The following is a 21,557-nucleotide window of genomic DNA, read 5'->3' as shown; positions in this document are numbered from 1 at the left end:
GCCAGAATTCCGTCTGGCCGGAATTCAGTCAGGAATGTCGGCTTTCGACAACTCAGAAAGGGCGCAGGCTGTTATAGCGCGCCCAACTAGCGTGAAGAGGTGACAGGCAAATGAAGATCCTTGTGCCCGTGAAGCGGGTTGTGGATGCGAACGTCAAGGTTCGCGTGAAGGCTGATGGTTCGGCGGTTGAGCTCGCCAACGTCAAGATGGCGATGAACCCGTTCGACGAGATCGCGGTGGAAGAGGCCATCCGGCTGAAGGAAGCCGGCAAGGCCGAGGAGATCATCGTCGTCTCGATCGGCCCGCAGCAGGCGCAGGAGACGCTCCGCACCGCGCTCGCCATGGGCGCCGACCGCGCCATCCTGGTCAAGACCGACGAACAGACCGAGCCGCTCGGCGTCGCCAAGGTGCTGAAGGGCGTCGTAGAAGCCGAACAGCCCGGCCTCGTCATCCTCGGCAAGCAGGCGATCGACGACGATTCCAACCAGACCGGCCAGATGCTGGCGGCACTGCTCGGCTGGGCGCAAGGCACCTTCGCCTCCAAGCTCGTGCTCGACGGCGACAAGGCCAAGGTGACGCGCGAAGTCGACGGCGGCCTGCAGACGGTGGAACTGAAGATGCCGGCGATCGTCACCGCCGACCTTCGCCTCAACCAGCCGCGCTACGCCTCGCTGCCCAACATCATGAAGGCCAAGAAGAAGCAGCTCGACGAGAAATCGCCGGCCGACTACGGCGCCGACGTCAAGCCGCGCCTCAAGGTCATCAAGACCGAGGAGCCGGGCGGCCGCAAGGCGGGCGTCAAGGTCAAGAGCGTCGCCGAACTGGTCGACAAGCTCAAGAATGAAGCCGGCGTGCTCTGAGATCGGAAGGAACAGATAAAATGGCAATTCTCCTTATCGCGGAACACGACAACGCCACCCTTTCCGACCAGACCGCCAAGGCGCTGTCGGCGGCCCTGCAGATCGGTTCGGACGTGCATGTGCTGGTGGCCGGCAAGGGCGCCAAGGGCGCTGCCGACGCCGCCGCCAAATTGAAGGGCGTGAGCAAGGTGCTGCTCGCCGAAGCCGACGAACTCGCCGAGCGCCTCGCCGAACCGACGGCAGCCCTCGTCGTATCGCTGGCTGGCGCTTACGACACCATCATCGCCCCGGCGACCTCGTCGGGCAAGAATGTCGCGCCGCGCGTCGCGGCGCTGCTCGACGTCGCGCAGGTCTCCGAGATCATCGAAGTGGTCTCGCCCGACACATTCAAGCGTCCAATCTACGCCGGCAACGCCATCCAGACGGTGCAGTCGACCGACGCCAAGAAAGTCATCACCGTGCGCACCGCCTCCTTCCAGGCGGCGCCCGAGGGCGGCTCTGCCGCTGTCGAGACCGTCAAGGCGGCCGCCAATCCGGGCCTGTCCTCCTTCGTAGAGAACAGACTGTCGGAGACCGATCGTCCTGAACTGACCTCTGCCAAGATCATCATCTCGGGCGGCCGCGCGCTCGGCTCGTCGGAGAAGTTCCAGGAGGTCATCCTGCCGGTAGCCGACAAGCTCGGCGCCGCGGTCGGCGCATCGCGCGCCGCCGTCGATGCCGGCTATGCGCCGAACGACTGGCAGGTCGGCCAGACCGGCAAGGTCGTCGCCCCCGATCTCTACATCGCGGTCGGCATCTCCGGCGCCATCCAGCACCTCGCCGGCATGAAGGATTCCAAGGTCATCGTCGCCATCAACAAGGACGAGGAGGCCCCGATCTTCCAGGTTGCCGACTATGGCCTCGTCGGCGACCTCTTCGTCATTCTGCCGGAGTTGCAGAAGGCGCTTTGACGCTCTCTGGCAAAGCGTATTAAATGCTTGGGGTGGGGTAGACGAAGTCGCCCCGCCCTTTTAGTTTGCACCGCACAAAAAGCAGGCTGCAAAGGCCTTTTGACGGGATCGGTGTAATGAGCAAGATCGAGACGATCGGCATCATCGGCGCGGGCCAGATGGGTGGGGGTATCGCCCATGTCTCCGCGCTTTCGGGCTACAAGGTGCTGATCTACGATATATCGCCCGACCGCATCGAGAAGGGCATCGCCACCATCAGCGGCAACATGGCCCGCCAGGTGGGCTCCGGCAAGCTCGATGAGAAGCTGCGCAACCAGGCAATGGCGCGCATTGCCTCGGCACCGACGATGGCGGATCTCGCCGGCGCCGATCTGGTGATCGAGGCGGCAACCGAGGACGAGACCGTCAAGCGCAAGATCTACGCGCAGCTCTGTCCGCAGCTCAATCCCGAAGCCATCCTGGCGACCAACACCTCGTCGATCTCGATCACCCGGCTTGCCGCGCAGACCGACCGGCCGGAGCGTTTCATCGGCATACACTTCATGAACCCGGTGCCGCTGATGAAGCTGGTCGAACTGGTGCGCGGCATCGCCACCGAGGACCAGACCTTCGAGGCGGCGAAGACCTATGTGAAGCAGCTCGACAAGACGATCACGGTCTCGGAGGACTTCCCGGCCTTCATTGTCAACCGCATCCTGTTGCCGATGATCAACGAGGCGATCTACACGCTCTATGAGGGTGTCGGCTCGGTCGACGCCATCGACACCGCAATGCGGCTCGGCGCCAACCATCCGATGGGGCCGCTGCAACTGGCCGATTTCATCGGCCTCGACACCTGCCTGTCGATCATGCAGGTGCTGCATGACGGCCTGTCGGATTCGAAGTACCGCCCCTGCCCGTTGCTGGTGAAATATGTCGAGGCGGGCTGGCTCGGCCGCAAGACCGGGCGTGGCTTCTACGACTATCGCGGCGAGCATCCCGTTCCGACGCGCTAGAGCAACTCCAGGAAAATGTGGGCGGATTTCCCGGGAAAAGCGCGTAGCGCTTTCCCCAGGGAATTGCGTCAGAACAAGGCGTTAGAGTGGTTCACCGTTTCCGTGAAACGGTGAAGTGCCCTGGCGTTTCGGCCGGCCGCCGCTCACGACGCCGCGGCGAGCGGCTTGGGCGCTGCCGATCCGTGGTCGGCAATACTGCCGTCCGGCGCCACGCAGACGCATCCGCGGCCGGCGGCCTTGGCCGCATAGCAGGCCGCATCGGCCCTTGCGATGATCTCATCGGCTTCGCCGCAATCGGCATTGATCGCCGCCAGCCCGATACTGGCGCCGATCGCGTGCGGCCGGCCATCCCAGGTGAAGTTCAGGCCGGCTATCGCATCGATGATGGAGCGCGCCGCGATCCTGGCACCGGCGGTCGAACCCGATTTCAGGATGACGGCGAATTCGTCGCCCCCAAGGCGCGAGACGATGTCCTCGGGACCAAGCACGCCGCGCACGGCTTCGGCGACCCGCTTCAGCAAGGCGTCTCCGGCGGCGTGACCACCCGTGTCGTTGACCAGCTTGAAATGGTCGAGGTCGATGAACATGAACTGATGGCCGCCCCCGGCCGGCGTGCCGTCCTTGCGTGACTGCTCGACCAGTTCCTCCATCGTTCGGATGAAGCTCGAGCGATTGGCAAGGCCGGTCAATGCGTCATGTGCCGCGGCGTGGGCAAGCTGGCGCTGCAGCGCGCGCGCATCGGTGAAGTCCTGGAAGACGATGACCAGCCCGCAGAATTCATTGCGCTCGTTCATGATTGGCGACACGACCTGGCGGATGCTGCAACGCGTGTTGTCGCGGCGGACCAACACGGCGCGGCTGTTCTGGTCGGCGGGAGCCTCCCCGCCGATCGCCGGCCGCGTCACGCCGATCCTGTGACCCGTCTCCTCGTCGACCGCCCAATAGACATGGCCGAGCGTCTTGCCGAGAGCCGCCTCGCCGGAAACGCCGGTCAGTTTCTCGGCAACCGGGTTCATGAAGGTGACGCGGTTCGCCGCATCGGTGCAGATAACGGCATCGCCGATCGACTGCAGCGTCACCCGCAGCCGCTCCTTCTCATCGGCCAGCATTGCCGCCGACACGGTCAGGCGCTCCTCGATCTCCTTGCGCCGGGTGATGTCGGTCAAGCTGCCGATGGCCCTGATCAGACGCCCGTCCTCGTCGCGCTCGATGGCTTTGCCGCGATCGAGTATCCAGATCCAGCGGCCGTCCTTGTGGCGCATCCTGAATTCGGCTTCGAAGAATGGCGTCTTGCCGTCAAGGTGGGCACGATCCGCTTCGGCGACGGTCTCGCGGTCGTCGGGATGGATCATGGTCAGCCAGCGATCGGGATCGCCATCAAGCTCGCCCTCATCGAACCCCAGCATCTTGACCCAGGTCGAGGAATAGGTTGTGCCGCCCTTGCGCATGTCGAGGTCCCACACGCCCTGACCGGCGCCGGCGAGCGCGAAATTCCAGCGCGTCTCAGCCTCGGCGATGCGCGCCTCGGCCTGCTTGCGCGCGTCGATGTCCTCGATCTGCGAGACGAGATAGAGCGGACGACCGCTTTTCTCGTCACGAATGACGGAGCCGGCGAGATGCGCCCAGACCGGCGTGCCGTCCTTGCGCAGGTAGCGCTTCTCGAAGTGGAACGCATGGGCGGTCCCGGCTTTCAAATCCTCCATCGTTTCGCGGCCGATCTGCAGATCGTCGGGATGCGTGATCTGGAAAAAGGTCAGCGCCTCGATTTCTTCGCGGCTGTAGCCAAGCATGGTCGCGAAGGCCGGATTGGTTTCGAGTATGCGCCCGTCCAGCGCGACAATGGCGATGCCGATCACCGAATCCTGCATCGCCCGGCGAAAGCGCTGCTCTCCCTCCGCCATCTGTCGTCGATCTTCCGAGATGCGACCGATGAAAAGATAGGCGAAGAAAAGCGCGCAGACTGTCACCGCTACCGATATCTGAAGACAAAGTCTGAGCGCTTCGGCGCCAAGGTCCAGCCTGGACAGCACAAGGGAGGCCGACATCACGCCAAAACCGGCCACAAGCAGCGCCAGCGCTGGATGCTTGTAGGCTCCCGGCCCGATCATTCCTCGCAAAGTCACGATCCGTACCACCCCCGTGGGCAATCGCTTTTTCCCGCTAAAACCCTGAAGGATCGATTTTAAGGAAAGGTTGCCCCGGGGCGTTGGCGACATGGACAACCGGCAAACAATTGCCGGCATGATTAAGGATCGGTATGCGCTATGGGGTGGTCGCAGGTATCCTGCTACCAGCGCACGAAGAACCGCCCGCCGAGCGCGCCAAGCACGGCGAGCGCGGCGATCGCGATCGTGTACCAGGTGGCGACGAAAAGCGGCGAATCGTCGAAGCAGTGCGCGGCGTAGAAGGTCGCCGCCAGTCCACCGGCAAGTAGGCCCGCGACAGCGCCGGCAAGCACCGGCCGCGTCGGCGCGCCGTAGCGCAGCATCCACAGGAAGATCGCCAGCGGGCCAATGCCGATCAGCGGAATGAAGCTCATGCAGATCATCATGTTGGAACCGACCATGCGCGTGCCCCACAACGCCTCCGGCACCATGAAGAGCTCCAGAACCACGGCCACGGCCACCAGCAGAGGCGCGGCCAACATCCCTGCCATCGCCCGACCCGTCGACGCACCCGGCGTCGACAAAGCGCGGATCAGGGCGAAGGCGCTGACGGCCAGCACGATGGTGAAAACGAATTTCGACAGGAAGCGCATCGTATGCGCGGCCACCATGAAGTCGGGGCGCGGGCCGATCGTCAGCAGGAAAACGACGGCCGCGATGACAATGGCCGCACCGGCAGCCAGCCACCAGGCCGAGCGCAACGGCATCGCCTTGCTGCTTGCATCGGCGTCGAGCGCCTTGATGAGATCCTCGGTCCTCATGTCATTCCCGCCCAAATCGCCCTTGCCCAAATCGCTTGGCTATGGCGGCAAGCCCGCGATGCAGCGACACACGCACCGCCGTCTCGCTGATGCCGAACTTCGCTGCCGTCTCGCCGATCGAGCGGCCTTCCACCGATACGGCCGAGACCACGGAACGCTGTGCCGGCGGCAGCCCGTCAAGGGCACGGTTGATGTCGCGCTCACTGACGGTTTCGGTTTCCGGTTCGGCGAAGGTCTCGGCGATATCGTCGACATCGATCTCGATGCGCCGACCGCGCCGCCGGAACGCGTCGATCAGCTTGAAGCGGGCGATCGCATAGACCCAGGGCAGGACCGGTGCGTCCTGGCGCCAGGTATGCCGTTTCACATGAATGGCCAGCAAGGTTTCCTGCACGACATCCTCGGGATCGACCCCGCCCTGCACGATCTTGCGCCTCACAAAACCGCGGATCAGTGCGGCAATCCGGTGGAGAAAGTCGGCATAGGCCTTTTCATCTCCCGCGATCGCGGCCCGCAACAGCCGGGAAAGCTCGGCCTCGTCCTTGCCGCTCACAAGAGTTCACTCCCCGGTTTTCGCACCTCGGCGCAGATTTGTTACGTGGCCGGCGAAATAATGTCCAAGCCAAACTATGGGCAAGTCACGAAAGTTTGCGAGGCGGCCCATGAATTCCATGTCGATGGCTGTATCCGGAGCCACGGCCACCGGGCCACCTATCGGGTGGCATGTCGTCTCGGTGCCGCGAAGCGCAAAACCGTGATGAACGGAATTCAATCTTGACTAGTGCATTCATGAATTGATACTCGGTCGCATCCGCAGCGCGGACAACCCGAGGAGTACCCCATGAAATCGCCCCTTCTTGCCCTTGCCGGTGTCGCCGCATTTGCAATCAGCCTGGCTGCCGGTCCGGCAATGGCCGAGGATGCGGGCATCATCGTCTACAACGCCCAGCATGAAAGTCTGGCCAAGGAATGGGCCGAAGGTTTCACCAAGGAAACCGGCATCAAGGTCACGCTGCGCAATGGCGGCGACAGCGACTTCTCCAACCAGATCGTCGCCGAGGGTGCCGCCTCGCCCGCCGACGTGTTCCTCACCGAAAACTCGCCGGCCATGGTGCTGGTCGAGAATGCCGGCCTGTTCGCGCCGGTCGACGCCGACACGCTGGCTCAGGTGCCGCAGGACTATCAGGCGGCCAGCGGCAAATGGGTGGGCGTGGCCGCGCGCAGCACCGTCTTTGCCTACAACACCACCAAACTCAAGGCCGACCAGTTGCCCAAGTCGCTGCTCGACCTTGCAGACCCGAGCTGGAAGGGCCGCTGGGCGGCATCGCCCTCGGGCGCCGATTTCCAGGCCATCGTCAGTGCGCTGCTGCAGCTCAAGGGCGAGGCCGCCACGGCGGACTGGCTGAAGGCGATGAAGGATAACTTCACCGCCTACAAGGGCAACAGCACCGTGATGAAGGCGGTCAATGCCGGCGAGATCGAAGGCGGCGTGATCTACCACTATTACTACTTTGGCGATCAGGCCAAGACCGGCGAGAACAGCAAGAACGTCGCGCTGCACTATTTCAAGAACCAGGATCCGGGCGCTTTCGTCTCGGTCTCCGGCGGCGGCGTGCTCGCCTCGAGCAAGCATCCGAAGGAAGCCCAGGCTTTCCTGAAGTGGGTGACGGCCAAGGGCGGCCAGGAAGTGCTGAAGAACGGAACCTCCTTCGAATACGCGGTCGGCAAGGGCACGGAATCCAATCCGAAACTGGTGCCGCTGGCCGATCTGCAGGCACCGAAGGTCGACGCCGCGACGCTGAACTCCAAGAAGGTCACCGACCTGATGACGGCAGCCGGCTTGCTTTAGTTGCTGTTCGTCCTAATAAGGACAGACCGACCGAGCTCCCGCGGGACTTCGCCTTCCGCGGGAGCGTTTTGTTTTTCGAGATGGCATTCGTCGATGACGACACGCTGCGTTCCTGACCGCGATCGTGGTCCCTCTATTGCCGCCACCGCACCCCAACCGTGTGGTGTCTGAGCCGATGCAGCCCGCGGTCGATCTCGCGCGCGCTGGCTTGCCGCCGACGATGCGCCGAAACGCGCGGCGGCGGGCGGCACCCTGGCTTGTCACCGCCGCTCTTCTGGTCTCGCTGCTCGCCCTTCTGCCGCTCGCCTTCATCATCTGGACCGCGGTGCAGACGGGCTGGGAAACCGTTTCGGCGCTGGTCTTTCGGCCTCGCGTCGGCGAACTGTTGGTCAACACCACCCTGCTGGTCCTGCTGGCAGTGCCGATCGCCATCGTGCTGTCTGTCGCGCTGGCCTGGCTGACCGAGCGCAGTGACCTGCCTGGCGCCAGGCTTTGGGCCTGGCTGTGCGTGGCGCCGCTTGCCATTCCGGCTTTCGTGCACTCCTATGCCTGGATCACCATGGTTCCCGGGCTGCACGGCCTGTGGGCCGGCGTACTGGTGTCCGTGATCGCCTATTTCCCCTTCCTGTATCTGCCCGTATCGGCGGCGCTGCGCCGCCTCGACCCCGCCCTGGAGGACGCGGCCTCAGCCCTTGGCCTCGGGCCCTGGCGCGTGTTCTGGCGTGTCGTGGTGCAGCAGCTCAGGCTGGCCATCTGCGGCGGCTCGCTGCTGGTCGGACTGCATCTGCTGGCCGAATATGGCCTCTACGTCTTCATCCGCTTCGATACCTTCACCACGGCGATCGTCGACCAGTTCCAGTCGACCTTCAACGGACCCGCCGCCAACATGCTGGCCGGCGTGCTGGTGACCTGCTGCTTCGTGCTTCTGGGCCTCGAAGTGCTGGTGCGCGGAGAAGAGCGCTACGCCCGCGTCGGCTCCGGCGCGGCGCGCCACCAGCAACGCACGCGCCTCGGCCGCGCCACCATCCCGAGCCTGGCCTTGCTTGCCGTCACCACGCTGCTGGCGCTTGGCGTGCCGTTCGTGACCATCGGCCGCTGGCTCATCGCCGGCGGCGCCGAAGTCTGGCGTCTCGACGAGATAAGCCTGGCACTGGGCCAGACGCTGTTCCTGTCGCTTGCCGGGGCCTTGCTTGCCACCGTCGCCGCCATGCCGATGGCCTGGATCTCGATCCGCGCGCCGGGACCGTTGCAGCGCCTGCTTGAGGGGTGCAACTACATCGTCGGCTCGCTGCCGGGTGTCGTCATCGCGCTGGCGCTGGTCACCATCACCGTGCGTATCGCCCTGCCGCTTTATCAGACGCTGTTCACCATCCTGGTCGCCTATGCACTCATGTTCCTGCCGCGCGCGCTGGTCAGCCTGCGCGCCTCGATCGCCCAGGCCCCGGTCGAGCTCGAGCGCGCCGCGTCCAGCCTCGGCAGGCCGCCGCTCAACGCGCTGTGGTCGACGACCATCCGCCTGTCGGCGCCCGGCGCCGCGGCCGGCATGGCGCTGGTGGCGCTCGGCATCATGAACGAGCTGACCGCGACCCAGATGCTGGCGCCAAACGGCACCCGCACGCTGGCGATGGCGTTCTGGTCCTACAGCGGCGAGATCGATTACGCCTCGGCGGCACCTTACGCCTTCATCATGGTGGCGATGTCGCTGCCGCTGACATGGCTGCTCTATGTCCAGTCGAAACGGATGGCGGGACGATGAGCTTCCTCGAAATCAGCGGCCTGAAAAAGCATTACGGCCCGGTCGCGGCCCTTGCCGGCATCGACCTCGATGTCGCCAGCGGCAGCCGGACCGCGATCGTCGGCCCCTCCGGCTGCGGCAAGACGACCTTGCTGCGGCTGATCGCGGGCTTCGAGGCACCGGACCAGGGCCGTATCATGCTCGACGGCAAGGTGCTGGCCAATGGCGGCGCCGCCGTCCCGGCACATCGCCGCGGCATCGGCGTGGTGGCACAGGACGGTGCCCTGTTCCCGCACCTGACCATATCGGACAATATCGGTTTCGGCATGGACCGGGGCGAGGACAAGCGCGCCGAGCGCATCGTCGAGCTCGCCTACATCGTGGGGCTGGACAAGGCGATCCTCAAGCGCCGCCCGCACGAACTTTCAGGCGGCCAGCAGCAGCGTGTGGCGCTGGCCCGCGCCATGGCGATGAAGCCGCGGCTGATGCTGCTGGACGAGCCGTTCTCGGCACTCGACACCGGCCTGCGCGCCTCGATGCGCAAGGCGGTGGCCGAGCTTCTGGAGGCGGCCGGCATCACCACCATCCTGGTGACGCACGACCAGGCCGAGGCGCTGTCCTTCGCCAGCCAGGTGGCGGTGATGCGCGACGGCATATTCTCGCAGGTCGGCACGCCGCGCGATCTCTACCTCAAGCCGAAGGACAGGATGATCGCGGAGTTCCTCGGCGATGCCATCATCCTGCCGGCGAGCATCTCGGGCGGCTTCGCCAGCTCGCCGCTTGGCCGCATCGCCGTCGACACTTCGGACAGCCGCGATGTCGCCCGCATCATGCTGCGGCCGGAGCAGATCGGGCTGAAACGGACGTCGCGCGAAGGCATGTCAGGCACGCCGGACATGTTGTTCGGCGAGGTGACGGAATCGGAATTCGCCGGCGCGACGTGCACGATCGCGGTGCGGCTCCTGAACAACGCCGATCCGCCGGACGCCGCCGCGATAGGCAACACGCCGCTGATCCTGCGCAAATCCGGTATGGACGCGCCGGCCGTCGGCGAGATCGTGCGGCTCACCGTGTCGGGAAAGGCGCATGTGTTCGCCTGAAGCGCGACGGCACCGCCGGCGCGCAATGGACAGTTCAGGCGGCGATGCGTTCGCCGGTGTCGGCCGACCAGGTCGGCCACTGCTCGAGGAAGCCTGAAGATCAGAGCGCCGGTTCGGGCACGGACGCCTTGAAGACATCGAGGCGGCTTCCCGTCTCCGACGAGAAGAAATGCATGTCCTCGGGCAAGATCTTCAAGCCGACAGCACTGCCCGGCTCGGGGCGGACCGCCTCGGACGTCATCACCGAAAACGGCGCGCCGTCGAGATCGACATGGATCACCCTCCCCGCGCCCAATTCCTCGACCAGGTCCACGGTGGCGTCGAGCGCGCCGGCCGTGCCCGGTGCCACCAGCCGTACGGCTTCCGGCCGGATGCCCATCGCCACCTTCGTGCCGACCGGCAGGCCGGCGCGAGCGATAGCCAGGCGCCGTCCGCCGCCAAGCAGCGACAGCCCGTCGAGCTCGACCGTGCCTTCCAGAATGTTCATCGCCGGCGCGCCGACAAAGGTGGCGACGAAGCGGCTGGCCGGGCGGGTGTAGATTTCACCCGGTGTGCCGACCTGTTCGACGCGTCCGCCATTCATCACCACCAGCCGGTCGGCGAGCGTCATCGCCTCGACCTGATCGTGCGTGACGAAGACGGAGGTGGCGTTCAGGCGGCGATGCAGCTTGCGGATTTCCGAGCGCATCTGCACGCGCAGCTTGGCGTCGAGATTGGACAGCGGTTCGTCGAACAGGAACACCTTCGGTTCGCGGATCATCGCGCGGCCCATGGCGACGCGCTGACGCTGGCCGCCGGAAAGCGCCATCGGCTTGCGGTCGAGCAGATGTTCAAGCTCCAAAGTGCGGGCAACCGCCTGGATCCGCTGCGTGCGTTCGGCCGAGGGCACACCGGCGACCTTGAGCGAATAGCCGATGTTCTGGGCGACGCTCATATGCGGATAGAGGGCGTAGTTCTGGAACACCATGGCGCAGCCGCGCTCGCGTGGCTCCAGCTTGTTGACGACAGTGCCGTCGATCGCGATCTCGCCGCCGGAAATCTCTTCCAGCCCGGCGATCATGCGTAACAGCGTGGACTTGCCGCAGCCGGACGGTCCGAGGATGACGACGAATTCGCCGGAGGCGAAGTCGAGGTCGACACCGTGCACGACCTGCGTCCTGGCATAGTTCTTCTTGACGCCGCGTATTGCGATGGAGGCCATTTTTGTCTCCTCTTATTTCTCGGTGGCGATCAGACCGCGCACGAACCAGCGCTGCATCAGCACCACGACGATCAGCGGCGGCAGCATGACGATCAGCGTCCCCGCCATGGCGATGTTCCATTCCGGAATGCCGCCGACATTGGGGATCAGTTGCTTGAGCTCGGTGACCGCCGTGGCGTGCGACTGGTCGGTGGTGATGAGCAGGGGCCAAAGATACTGGTTCCAGGCCCATAGGAACATGATGGTGCCAAGTGCCGCCATGTTGTTGCGCGACAGCGGCAACAGGATATCGATGAAGAACCGCAGTGCCCCCGCGCCGTCCATGCGCGCCGCCTCGGTCAGTTCATCCGGCACCGTCAGGAAGAACTGCCGGTAGAGAAACGTGCCGGTGGCCGTCGCGATCAGCGGCATGATCAGCCCGGTATAGGAATTGAGCAGCCCGAGACTGAGCGAGACCTGCACGCCCGACACCTTCTCGATCAGCCAGCTCAGGCCGGTCACGTCCAGAATCGCCTGATAGGGCGACAGCACATTGGCAACGACCGCGTAGGTCGGCACGATGCGCACCTCCAGCGGCAGCATCAACGTCACGAAGATCAGCCAGAAGATGAAGTTGCGCCCGGGATAGCGGAAATAGACGATCGAGAAGGCGGTGAGCGCCGAGATGATCACCTTGCCGGCGGCGACACCTGCCGCCATGATGAAGCTGTTGAGCAGCTTGGGGCCGAGGTCTGCCGTCGTCCAGGCGGTCTTGATATTGACCCAGAAGTCGCTGCCCGGCAGCAGCGACATCGGCACGTCGTTGACATCCCTGAGATTGTGCGACGCGGCGATCGCAACGACCACGAACGGCGCGATGCAGAAGACGAAGCCGATGAACAGGATCAGGTGCGTGAAGAAATTGAGGAACGGAGTGCGCTCGACCATGGCGATCTCACCTGTAATGCACGCGCCGCTCGATGAAGCGGAACTGGAAGATGGTGAGCACGATGATAAGCAGCATCAGGATAATGCTCTGCGCGGCGGCGCCCGAATAATCGAGGCCTTTGAAGCCGTCTGAATAGATCTTGTAGACCATCAGATTGGTGGCGTTCGCCGGGCCGCCAGCGGTCATGATGTCGACGATGCCGAACGAATCCTGGAAGCTTTCGGTGATGTTGATGACCAGCAGGAAGAAGATCGTCGGCGTGATTAGCGGGAACTGGATGTCCCGGAAACGCCTGATGACACCGGAACCGTCCATCGCGGCGGCCTCGATCAGCGAACGCGGGATGGCCTGGAAGGCGGCCAGGAAGAAGATGAAGTTGTAACCGACATATTTCCACGAGAAGGCGACGATGATCGAAGCCATGGCGTCGGCGCCGTCGAGGCCGGGATCCCAGAAGCCGGGCCAGACCCGGTTGACCACGGCCATGAAGCCGGCTTCCGGCGCCAGGATGAAGCGGAACGCCATCGCCAGCGCCGGCGCGGCGATGCCATAGGGCCAGATCAGCACCACGCGATAGAGACGCGAGCCGGCGAGTTGCCGATCGGTCAGGGCCGCGAGCACCAGCGCGATGAACATTGCAAGCCCGGTGCTGATCCCGGCAAAAATCAGGCTGGCGGTGATGGAGTTCCAGTAATCGGCGTTGGACAGGATCGAACGGAAATTGTCGAGCCCGACCCAGATGTTGCCGCCGCCCCAGGGTTGCTGCAGCGTCAGCGACCAGTAAACGGCCTGGCCGGCGGGCCAATAGAAGAACGTGAAGATCAGGAGGAGCTGCGGCACCGCAAAAAGGATGCCGATCGTCCATTTGCCGAAAGTGACGCGTTTTTCCATCGATCCGCCGATGCCGTTGAACCGCCGATCCGCTTTCCCGGCGGAAGACTACTGCATGTCTCCGAAACGGATCCCGGTTTCGGGATAAGGGCATGCGTAAATCAAAACTTGTACGAAATGGCCGTCCGTCGAGTCCCGACGGACGGCCGCTCCGCTATCCGGGATTAGGGCAGGGTCTTGCCCGGATAGGTCTGCTGGAAGCGGTCGAGGATGGCATCGCCATTCTTGACCAACGTATCGAGGCCCTCCTGGACGCTGACCTTGTTGGCGAAGATCGCCTGCATCTGCGTACCGAACTCGGCGCGGATCTGGGTGAAATTGCCCAGGCGCACACCGCGGGTGATTTCGGTCGGTTCGGAAGCGGTCAGGCTGGCGATCGCGACTTCACGGCCCTTGTAGGGAGCCTTGTCGTAGAACCCGCTCGACTTCATGTAGTCGAAGCCCGACTTTGTCACCGGGATGTAGCCGGTGTTGGTCGACCAGAACAAGGCGGTCTTGGGGTCGTGGATGAAGTTGAGGAACGCGGCCGCGCCCTTGTATTCCGCATCCGACTTGCCCGAGAGAACCCACAGGGAGGCGCCGCCGACGAGCGAATTCTTGCGCTCGGTGCCGGCATAGACGGGCAGCTCGGCGACATCCCAGTTCATGCCTTCCTTCTGCGTCTTGCCGACGGTGCCATGGTCGCCGACCGAGGTCAGGATGACCTGGCAGGTGCCCGAGGCGAAGGCCTGGACCATGTCCTGGCCAAGATCCTTGGACTTGATCTTGATGAGACCGGCGTCATACCACTTCTTGAGATCGGTGACGTACTGGACGAATTTGGTCTTGTTGACTTCCAGGCGCGCGTCGAGGCCGTCATAGCCGTTGCTCTTGGTGGCGATCGGCTGGTTGTGCAGCGCCGAGAACTGTTCCATCAGCTGCCAGCTTTCGTTGGCCGAGATGTTGATCGCCATCGGGCATTCGTAGCCGGCTTCCTTCATCGCCTTGAGATCGGCGCCGACATCTTCCCAGGTCTTGGGCGCCTCGGTCTTGCCGATCTTGGCGAAGGCATCCTTGTTCCAGTACATCAGCGCGGTCGAGGAATTGAACGGGAAGGACAGCATCTCGCCCTTCGACGTCGCGTAGTAGCGCGCGATGCCGGGGAAATAGTCCGCGTAGTCGATCTTGTAGCCGTTTTCTTCCATCAGCTTGTCGGCGGGCTTGTAGGCGCCGGACAGCATCATGGTGGCGGTGCCGACATCATAGACCTGGACGACGGCCGGCTGCTTGCCGGCGCGGAAGGCGGCAATGGTGTTCTGCAGCGTGGCGTCGTAGTTGCCCTGACTGGTGCAGACGACTTCATAGGCCTTCTGCGACTCGTTGAAATTCTTGCACAGCGTGTCGACGACGCGGGCGAGGTCGCCCGAAAGGCCGAACCAGAAATCGAATTTTACCGGCTCCGCAAAGGCAGGCATCGCCAGCGCGGTGCTGAGTGCACCTGCGGCAAGGGCGGCAAGGCCCCGCTTGATCATGGTCATGGTTTTTCCCTCTTGAGTGGCTGGTGACAAGGGTCTTGCGCAAGTCCTTGCCCGCTCTCTTAGAGAAGGTATGTGACAGTTCTGCTGTGGCGTTCAGGCCTTTGCACGGCTGCTCGCTCCTCTCCCTCGGCGGCTTGACCGGCATCAAAACGTCGCACCGGCGCCTTGGATAGCTAGGGCGACCGAAATCCTGGCATGCTACGGGCTTCACGCCGGAAATGCACGCTACAGTTGCAGGCGACTTCATCGATCCTTCAACGGCCAAGCATTAATCAGTCATATTTCGTTTTTTATTTCCGATGGGCTTGGGGAAATAAGATGTTGACGGTCTATAATTGCATCGTGAACCAGCACGATCTGAGACTGGTCGCACTCGCCGCGCTGATCTGCGGAATTTCCTGTTTCTCTGCTGTCAATCTGCTTCACCACATCAGCCGCTCGACGGACAGGAACCGGCTTGCCTGGCTGATGATCGCGGCCACCTCGACCGGCTTTGGCATCTGGGCAACGCATTTCATCGCCATGCTTGCGTTCACGCCGGGCATACCCAGCGCCTACGATCCGGGGCTCTCCGTGCTCTCGCTGGCCGCTTCGGTGACGCTGACGGCGGCAGGTGTCTGGATCGCCACCTTGCGGGACGAACTTGACTATCATCTCGTCGGCGGCGCCGTTCTAGGTGGTGGCATCGCGGCCATGCACTACACGGGCATGGCGGCATTCGAGGTTCAGGGCCGGATCGAGTGGAACCTGTTGCTGGTCGCCGTTTCCCTGCTGGCGGGCGTAACGCTCGCGGCGCTGGCGCTGCGTGTCGTGCTGCGCCGCCCCTCCTTGCCGGCGACGTCCGTCGGCGCGGTGCTTCTGACGCTGGCGATCTGCACCTTGCACTTCATCGGCATGGGCGCCGTCTCGATCTTTCCCGATTCCTCGATCACCATCTCCGAATATACGATCGCGCCGACCTCGCAGGCCTTCGCGGTCGCCGCCGCCACGCTGGTCATCCTGGTGCTGTCGGCATCGGCGCTGTGGATCGACCTGCGTTTCCGTCGCCAGAAGCTCGAGGTCGACCGCATGCACGGCCTGGCCAATGCCGCCGTGGAGGGGCTGATCGTCTGCGACGGCAACCGCATCGTCAGCGCCAATGACAGCATGGGCAAGCTGGCCGGCACGCCAGCCGCGGCGCTGCACGGCAAGGAACTGGGCGAGCTCTTCGACGAACGCACCGCAACCGACGCGGCCAGCCTGGAAGGCCAACCGCGAGAGGCGGAGTTGAGGAACAGCGACGGCGCGCAAATTCCCGTCGAACTGATCGCCCGAAGCATCGACTATTGCGGCAAACCCCACAATGTCATCGCCGTCCGCGACATCCGCGAACGCAAGAGGGCTGAGGAGGAAATCCTTCGCCTCGCCCATTTCGACCCGCTGACAGGGCTTGCCAATCGCCGCAGTTTCTCGAGCCGCCTCGACGCGGAAATCGCATCCATGAACCGGGCCGGCACTGCCGAGACGGCCGTCAAAGGCCGGCATCTCGCACTTCTGCTGTTCGACCTCGACCGTTTCAAGGAAGTGAACGACCTCTACGGACACGGCGCCGGCGATGCGATGCTGCAGAAGGTGGCAAGCTGCGCGGCGGGCGTTCTGCGCCAAGGACAATTGCTTGCACGCCTTGGCGGCGACGAATTCGCCATCATCGCCCCCAACCTGCCCGACCCGCAGGCGGCGGGCCGCATCGCAGGCTCGGTTCTCGCCGCCATGCGTGAAGAAAACCGGTCAGCGGCAGGTGGCGGGCTGGTCTCTGCCAGCATCGGCATCGCGATCTATCCGCTCGATGCCGGGGACCAGACCAGCCTGATCAGCCATGCCGATACGGCACTCTACCGGGCCAAGACCGAAGGCAGGGACACCTATCGCTATTTCGAGGCGTCGATGGGCACCGAGGCCCGCGACAGGCGCGTGATGGAGCACGAATTGCGCCAGGCCGTCGCGCGTGGCGAATTCTACCTCGTCTATCAGCCGCAGAAAGAGATCAGCAGCGGCAGGATGGTTGGCTTCGAAGCCCTGATCCGCTGGCGCCATCCCGAACGCGGCGACGTTTCCCCGGCCATATTCATCCCGGTCGCCGAGGACAGCGGCGCCATTGGGCAGATCGGCGACTGGGTGCTCGACGCGGCCTGCGAGGAAGCCGCCCGCTGGGAGAATCCGCTGATGGTCGCCGTCAACGTCTCCGCGGTACAGCTTCACAATCCCAATTTCAGCCGCAAGGTCCATGAGACCCTGCTGAAGACAGGCCTTGCCCCGACACGACTGGAACTCGAGATCACCGAAACAGCGCTGGTGAAGGACATGCCGCGCGCGCTGGCAACCCTGCGGCAGGTCAAGGCGCTTGGCGTGCGCGTCGCCATGGACGATTTCGGAACCGGCTATTCCTCCCTCTCCAACCTGCGCGCCTTCCCGTTCGACAAGATCAAGATCGACGCCTCCTTCATCAAGGCGGTCGACACGAACGGTCAGGTAGCGGCGATCGTGCGCGCCGTGCTGGGGTTGGGACGTGGCCTCGGCCTGCCGGTCCTTGCCGAAGGCGTCGAGACGCTTGGCGAGCTCAAATTCCTGGACGCGGAAGCCTGCGAGATCGGCCAGGGCTACTATCTCGGCAAGCCGGCGCCGATCGAGGCGTTTGACGATCTGACCGGCCATGGCAAGCGCGCTCCGGTGCGCGTCGCTCCCCAGGACGGCAATCTCGTCTTGCTCAAACCAAACGTGCGCTCCGCGTGAGCAATTCGAGGAAATGGGTAAAACGGTTTTCCCCGGGAATTGCGTCAAGACACTCTGATGTTCACGATCCGAGCGCCGTCTCGACCAGCCGCTTGGCGTCAGGCCCCGACCATTCGGCCGGACCGTTCATATGGGCGATCAGGCAGCCTTCGCCATCGATCAGCAGGGTGACGGGAAGGCCGAGTGCCAGGCCCCGTGCCTTGAGGTCGTTGAACAGGGCCACCGTCGAATCCCGGTAATAGCCGAGCGCCTCGACGCCGGTGTCCTTGAGGAACTTCTTCGGCTTCACATCGTCGCCGGCATCGACATTGACGGCGACGACTTGGAAGGCGGCGCTGCCTTTCTCCTTCTGCAGCGCATCGAGCGCAGGCATTTCGGCGCGGCACGGCGCGCACCATGTGGCCCAGAGGTTGAGCAGCACCGTCTTGCCCGCATGGTCGGCGATCGTCATCGGCTTGCCATCCGGGCCATTGAAGGCGAGGCTCTTCATGGATTGCGGCGGATCGGCGGGCAAAAGTGCGGCGACCTCGCCGGTGGCCGAGGCCGCTACCTTCTTGGCGCGGTCGTTCTTGGCGGCACAGGCGATGTCGTCCTTGCTCTCGCCGACCGCCGCTTGGGGCGCGGCGTTGTTGCCAGACCGGCTCTCGCTGACATATACCGCGACCGCGCCGGCCAGCGCTCCCGCCACCAGGGCGGCGAGGATCAGGCGCGGGGCCGGGAAAAATCTGTTTCCGTCTGCCATTTTCTCAAAACTGCTCCGAAGCACGGGTTTTATAGCGATGAGCGACAAGAAGACCAGCAACCAGATGTGGGGCGGACGATTTGCCTCGGGTCCGGCCGCGATCATGGAAGCGATCAACGCGTCGATCTCGTTCGACCGCAAACTCTACGCGCAGGACATACGCGGCTCGATCGCCCATAGCGAGATGCTGGCGCAAACGGGCATTATTTCGGCGGCCGATCAAGAAAAAATCGCTCACGGCCTGAACACGATCCTGAAAGAGATCGAGGCCGGCGGCTTCGAGTTTTCGACCAAGCTTGAAGACATCCACATGAATGTCGAGGCTCGCCTCGCCGACCTGATCGGCCCCGCAGCCGGCCGCCTGCACACCGCCCGCTCGCGCAACGATCAGGTGGCGGTGGATCTGAGGCTGTGGGTCAAGGACGAGTGCTTTCGCGTCGCCGAGGCGCTGAAAGGGCTGATCACCGCGCTGCTGGAGCGGGCCGAGGAGCACGCGGCGACCGTTATGCCGGGCTTCACCCACATGCAGGCAGCACAGCCCGTGACCTTCGGCCATCACTGCATGGCCTATGTCGAGATGTTTTCGCGCGACCTGTCGCGCGTGCGCGATGCGATCGAGCGGATGGACGAGAGCCCGCTTGGCGCCGCCGCCCTGGCCGGCACCAGCTTCCCCATCGACCGCCATAAAACGGCCAAGGCGCTCGGCTTCCGCGAGCCTATGCGCAATTCGCTGGACAGCGTCTCCGATCGTGATTTCGCGCTGGAATTCCTCGGCATGGCGGCGATCTGCGCCACGCATCTGTCGCGGTTGGCCGAGGAGATCATCATCTGGTCGACGCCCCAATTCGGCTTTATCAGGTTGTCGGACAGTTTCTCCACCGGCTCCTCGATCATGCCGCAGAAGAAGAACCCCGACGCCGCCGAACTGGTGCGCGGCAAGACCGGCCGCGTCAACGGCCATCTGGTCGGCCTGCTGACGGTGATGAAGGGCATGCCTTTGACCTATGGCAAGGACATGCAGGAGGACAAGGAATCGGTCTTCGATGCCGCCGAGACGCTCGACCTGATGCTGGCGGCGATGACCGGCATGATCTCGGACATGACGGTCAACGCCGCCGCCATGAAGAAGGCCGCCGGCTCCGGCCACGCGACCGCGACCGACCTCGCCGACTGGCTGGTGCGTACGTTGGGCCTGCCGTTCCGCGAGGCGCATCATGTCACCGGCCGTGCGGTGGCGCTTGCCGAAGACAAGAAGGTGGGGCTGGAGAAGCTTTCCCTGGAGGACCTGCAGTCGATCAATCCGGGCATCACATCCGATATTTTCTCCGTGCTGGCGGTGCAGAATTCGGTCAAGAGCCGCACCAGCTTCGGGGGCACCGCGCCGTCGGAAGTGAGGAAGCAGATCCGCTACTGGAAAAAGCGGCTGGCGAAGGCGTGATGCCCGATATTGCGATCGCAATATCCGGGGTGCAATGCGCCGAGAACTCGGCTAAAAGCGGCGGCTGACAGAACGTTTCGGACGGATGGATCGATGACCGGAAGCAGGATTTTGGTGACGCTGACGCTGCTGGCGGCGATGGCCGTCGTGACTGCCTGCGGCCGCAGGGCCGGTCTCGACACGCCCTACGAGGCGGCCGTCCAGGCGCGCAAGGATGCCGAGAGGGCCAAGCAGCCCCTGCCGCCGGAGCCGGAAAAACCGGTCAAGGACAAGAAATTCATCCTTGACCCGCTGATCTAGAACCGATCGGACCGGGTTTGGTCTTCTGAACCCGATCTCATCGTGCTCCAACTTTCCGGAACCACTCTCGTGAACCATTTCGACTACCGCGACGGCGTGCTGCATGCCGAGGACGTGGCAATCCCCGATATCGCCGCTCAGGTCGGCACGCCGTTCTACTGCTATTCCACCGCCACCTTGACCAGGCACTACCGGGTGTTCGCCCAGGCCTTTGCCGGCCTCGACACGCTGGTCTGCTACGCCATGAAGGCCAACTCCAACCAGGCCGTGCTGCGGACCCTGGCCAAGCTCGGCGCCGGCGCCGACGTGGTCTCGCAAGGCGAATTGCGCCGTGCGCTGGCCGCCGGCATTCCGGCGAGCAAGATCCTGTTCTCCGGCGTCGGCAAGACCGCGCGCGAAATGGACTTCGCGCTCGAAGCCGGCATCCTTTGCTTCAACGTCGAATCCGAACCGGAGCTTGACCTCCTCTCGGCCCGCGCCGTGGCACTCGGCAAGGTGGCGCCGATCTCGCTGCGCATCAATCCAGATGTCGATGCCAAGACCCACAAGAAGATCTCCACCGGCAAGGCCGAGAACAAGTTCGGCATTCCGTGGCAGCGCGCACGGCAGGTCTATGCCCGCGCCGCAACGCTTCCGGGCATCAAGATCACCGGCATCGACACCCATATCGGCAGCCAGATCACCGAACTGCAGCCCTTCGACGACGCCTTCGCCCTCCTTGTCGACCTGATCGGCGCGCTGCGTGCCGATGGCCATTCGATCGAGCACGTCGATCTCGGCGGTGGGCTGGGCATTCCCTACCGCGTCGACAACAACCCTCCGCCCCTTCCCGACGCCTATGCCCAGATCGTCAGGAAGCATGTCGCCAAACTCGGGCTGAAGGTGATGTTCGAGCCGGGCCGGCTGATCGTTGGCAATGCCGGCATCCTCATCTCGGAAGTGATCTTCGTGAAGGAAGGCGACGCGAAGAATTTCCTCATCGTCGACGCCGCCATGAACGATCTGATACGGCCGACGCTCTACGATGCCTTCCACGACATCAGGCCGGTCGTGCAGCCGCCGGCCGATACGCCGCGCATGATGGTTGATGTTGTCGGCCAGGTCTGCGAGACCGGTGACTATCTCGGCCTCGACCGTGACCTGCCCACGCTGAAGGCCGGCGACCTCGTCGCTGTTTTCACGGCCGGCGCCTATGGCGCCGTGCAGGCCGGCACCTACAACACCCGCCTGCTGGTGCCCGAGGTGCTGGTCGACGGCGACCGCTTCCACGTCGTGCGCCCGCGCCTGACCTATGACGACCTGATCGGGCTGGATTCGGTCCCCGACTGGCTCGCATAAGGCGCAATCTCACGACGA

At 64.0% G+C, this 21,557-nt stretch carries 18 protein-coding genes; 10 read left to right on the top strand and 8 right to left on the bottom strand.

Annotation, left to right across the window (positions count from 1 at the left end; translation table 11 throughout):
* Positions 1–110 precede the first annotated feature (110 nt).
* The 3 genes from EB230_RS08700 (at position 111) to EB230_RS08690 (ending at position 2,805) form a co-directional block, all read left to right on the top strand.
* Complete coding sequence (locus tag EB230_RS08700; protein WP_056576157.1) at positions 111–860, top strand: electron transfer flavoprotein subunit beta/FixA family protein; 750 nt, start codon at positions 111–113, stop codon at positions 858–860.
* 20 nt (positions 861–880) lie between these two features.
* Positions 881–1,810, top strand: coding sequence for an electron transfer flavoprotein subunit alpha/FixB family protein (locus EB230_RS08695; protein WP_056576154.1), 930 nt, complete (start codon positions 881–883; stop codon positions 1,808–1,810).
* Between the two features lie 116 nt (positions 1,811–1,926).
* Complete coding sequence (locus EB230_RS08690; protein ID WP_015315562.1) at positions 1,927–2,805, top strand: 3-hydroxybutyryl-CoA dehydrogenase; 879 nt, start codon at positions 1,927–1,929, stop codon at positions 2,803–2,805.
* Between the two features lie 143 nt (positions 2,806–2,948).
* Here the strand turns inward: EB230_RS08690 and EB230_RS08685 are convergent, their stop codons facing one another.
* The 3 genes from EB230_RS08685 to EB230_RS08675 form a co-directional block, all read right to left on the bottom strand.
* Positions 2,949–4,928 (bottom strand): PAS domain S-box protein, encoded by a 1,980-nt coding sequence (locus EB230_RS08685; RefSeq protein ID WP_246738926.1) that lies wholly within the window; start codon positions 4,926–4,928, stop codon positions 2,949–2,951.
* 164 nt (positions 4,929–5,092) lie between these two features.
* The gene (locus EB230_RS08680) at positions 5,093–5,731 is read right to left on the bottom strand and encodes an NrsF family protein (protein WP_172372065.1); all 639 of its coding nucleotides are present in this window, start codon (positions 5,729–5,731) and stop codon (positions 5,093–5,095) included.
* Position 5,732: 1 nt separating this feature from the next.
* A complete protein-coding gene (locus EB230_RS08675; RefSeq protein ID WP_056576145.1) occupies positions 5,733–6,284 on the bottom strand; it encodes a sigma-70 family RNA polymerase sigma factor in 552 nt (183 codons plus the stop codon).
* A gap of 288 nt (positions 6,285–6,572) precedes the next feature.
* On the opposite strand from EB230_RS08675, the gene EB230_RS08670 reads away from it, so the two are divergent.
* The 3 genes from EB230_RS08670 to EB230_RS08660 all read left to right on the top strand — a co-directional run bounded on the left by EB230_RS08670 (position 6,573) and on the right by EB230_RS08660 (position 10,415).
* Entirely contained in the window at positions 6,573–7,580 is a 1,008-nt protein-coding gene (locus EB230_RS08670; RefSeq protein WP_056576143.1) for an iron ABC transporter substrate-binding protein, read from the top strand.
* A 175-nt stretch (positions 7,581–7,755) separates the two neighbouring features.
* Positions 7,756–9,336, top strand: a complete 1,581-nt coding sequence (locus tag EB230_RS08665) for an iron ABC transporter permease (protein ID WP_172372064.1) — start codon at positions 7,756–7,758, stop codon at positions 9,334–9,336.
* Complete coding sequence (locus EB230_RS08660) at positions 9,333–10,415, top strand: ABC transporter ATP-binding protein (protein WP_172372063.1); 1,083 nt, start codon at positions 9,333–9,335, stop codon at positions 10,413–10,415. Before EB230_RS08665 ends, EB230_RS08660 begins: the two co-directional genes overlap by 4 nt.
* A 100-nt stretch (positions 10,416–10,515) precedes the next feature.
* On the opposite strand, the gene ugpC is transcribed toward EB230_RS08660, so the two are convergent.
* The 4 genes from ugpC to EB230_RS08640 form a co-directional block, all read right to left on the bottom strand.
* Entirely contained in the window at positions 10,516–11,616 is a 1,101-nt protein-coding gene (gene ugpC / locus EB230_RS08655; protein ID WP_056576134.1) for a sn-glycerol-3-phosphate ABC transporter ATP-binding protein UgpC, read from the bottom strand.
* 12 nt (positions 11,617–11,628) lie between these two features.
* A complete protein-coding gene (locus EB230_RS08650) occupies positions 11,629–12,543 on the bottom strand; it encodes an ABC transporter permease subunit (protein ID WP_056576132.1) in 915 nt (304 codons plus the stop codon).
* 7 nt (positions 12,544–12,550) lie between these two features.
* Positions 12,551–13,435: a sugar ABC transporter permease gene (locus tag EB230_RS08645; protein WP_056576131.1), complete on the bottom strand. Its 885-nt coding sequence runs from the start codon at positions 13,433–13,435 to the stop codon at positions 12,551–12,553.
* Between the two features lie 164 nt (positions 13,436–13,599).
* Positions 13,600–14,952, bottom strand: coding sequence for an extracellular solute-binding protein (locus EB230_RS08640; RefSeq protein ID WP_172372062.1), 1,353 nt, complete (start codon positions 14,950–14,952; stop codon positions 13,600–13,602).
* A 318-nt stretch (positions 14,953–15,270) separates the two neighbouring features.
* On the opposite strand from EB230_RS08640, the gene EB230_RS08635 reads away from it, so the two are divergent.
* Positions 15,271–17,721 (top strand): EAL domain-containing protein, encoded by a 2,451-nt coding sequence (locus EB230_RS08635; protein WP_172372061.1) that lies wholly within the window; start codon positions 15,271–15,273, stop codon positions 17,719–17,721.
* A gap of 61 nt (positions 17,722–17,782) precedes the next feature.
* Here the strand turns inward: EB230_RS08635 and EB230_RS08630 are convergent, their stop codons facing one another.
* Positions 17,783–18,463: a TlpA disulfide reductase family protein gene (locus tag EB230_RS08630; RefSeq protein ID WP_056576122.1), complete on the bottom strand. Its 681-nt coding sequence runs from the start codon at positions 18,461–18,463 to the stop codon at positions 17,783–17,785.
* A 37-nt stretch (positions 18,464–18,500) separates the two neighbouring features.
* Here EB230_RS08630 and argH point away from each other — a divergent pair, with 37 nt between their 5' ends.
* From argH to lysA, 3 genes are all read left to right on the top strand, one after another.
* Complete coding sequence (gene argH, locus EB230_RS08625) at positions 18,501–19,901, top strand: argininosuccinate lyase (protein ID WP_056576119.1); 1,401 nt, start codon at positions 18,501–18,503, stop codon at positions 19,899–19,901.
* Between the two features lie 93 nt (positions 19,902–19,994).
* Complete coding sequence (locus EB230_RS08620; RefSeq protein WP_056576116.1) at positions 19,995–20,201, top strand: hypothetical protein; 207 nt, start codon at positions 19,995–19,997, stop codon at positions 20,199–20,201.
* Between the two features lie 69 nt (positions 20,202–20,270).
* Positions 20,271–21,539, top strand: coding sequence for a diaminopimelate decarboxylase (lysA, locus tag EB230_RS08615; protein WP_056576113.1), 1,269 nt, complete (start codon positions 20,271–20,273; stop codon positions 21,537–21,539).
* Positions 21,540–21,557 lie beyond the last annotated feature (18 nt).

Origin of the sequence: Mesorhizobium sp. NZP2234, assembly GCF_013170765.1 — a bacterium.
GTDB classification, from domain to species: Bacteria; Pseudomonadota; Alphaproteobacteria; order Rhizobiales; family Rhizobiaceae; genus Mesorhizobium; species Mesorhizobium loti_D.
The sequence above is the reverse complement of the archived record's forward strand: the minus strand, read 5'-3'. Positions and strand labels throughout refer to the sequence as shown.

Excerpts from the sequence above, each read along its gene's own strand:
- EB230_RS08650 (WP_056576132.1), bottom strand. The coding sequence starts at position 12,543 with ATGGTCGAGCGCACTCCGTTCCTCAATTTCTTCACGCACCTGATCCTG.
- EB230_RS08700 (WP_056576157.1), top strand. The coding sequence starts at position 111 with ATGAAGATCCTTGTGCCCGTGAAGCGGGTTGTGGATGCGAACGTCAAG.
- EB230_RS08630 (WP_056576122.1), bottom strand. The coding sequence starts at position 18,463 with ATGGCAGACGGAAACAGATTTTTCCCGGCCCCGCGCCTGATCCTCGCC.
- EB230_RS08690 (WP_015315562.1), top strand. The coding sequence starts at position 1,927 with ATGAGCAAGATCGAGACGATCGGCATCATCGGCGCGGGCCAGATGGGT.
- EB230_RS08665 (WP_172372064.1), top strand. The coding sequence starts at position 7,756 with ATGCAGCCCGCGGTCGATCTCGCGCGCGCTGGCTTGCCGCCGACGATG.
- EB230_RS08645 (WP_056576131.1), bottom strand. The coding sequence starts at position 13,435 with ATGGAAAAACGCGTCACTTTCGGCAAATGGACGATCGGCATCCTTTTT.
- EB230_RS08695 (WP_056576154.1), top strand. The coding sequence starts at position 881 with ATGGCAATTCTCCTTATCGCGGAACACGACAACGCCACCCTTTCCGAC.
- argH (WP_056576119.1), top strand. The coding sequence starts at position 18,501 with ATGAGCGACAAGAAGACCAGCAACCAGATGTGGGGCGGACGATTTGCC.
- EB230_RS08635 (WP_172372061.1), top strand. The coding sequence starts at position 15,271 with ATGTTGACGGTCTATAATTGCATCGTGAACCAGCACGATCTGAGACTG.
- EB230_RS08680 (WP_172372065.1), bottom strand. The coding sequence starts at position 5,731 with ATGAGGACCGAGGATCTCATCAAGGCGCTCGACGCCGATGCAAGCAGC.
- ugpC (WP_056576134.1), bottom strand. The coding sequence starts at position 11,616 with ATGGCCTCCATCGCAATACGCGGCGTCAAGAAGAACTATGCCAGGACG.
- EB230_RS08660 (WP_172372063.1), top strand. The coding sequence starts at position 9,333 with ATGAGCTTCCTCGAAATCAGCGGCCTGAAAAAGCATTACGGCCCGGTC.
- EB230_RS08620 (WP_056576116.1), top strand. The coding sequence starts at position 19,995 with ATGACCGGAAGCAGGATTTTGGTGACGCTGACGCTGCTGGCGGCGATG.
- EB230_RS08640 (WP_172372062.1), bottom strand. The coding sequence starts at position 14,952 with ATGACCATGATCAAGCGGGGCCTTGCCGCCCTTGCCGCAGGTGCACTC.
- EB230_RS08670 (WP_056576143.1), top strand. The coding sequence starts at position 6,573 with ATGAAATCGCCCCTTCTTGCCCTTGCCGGTGTCGCCGCATTTGCAATC.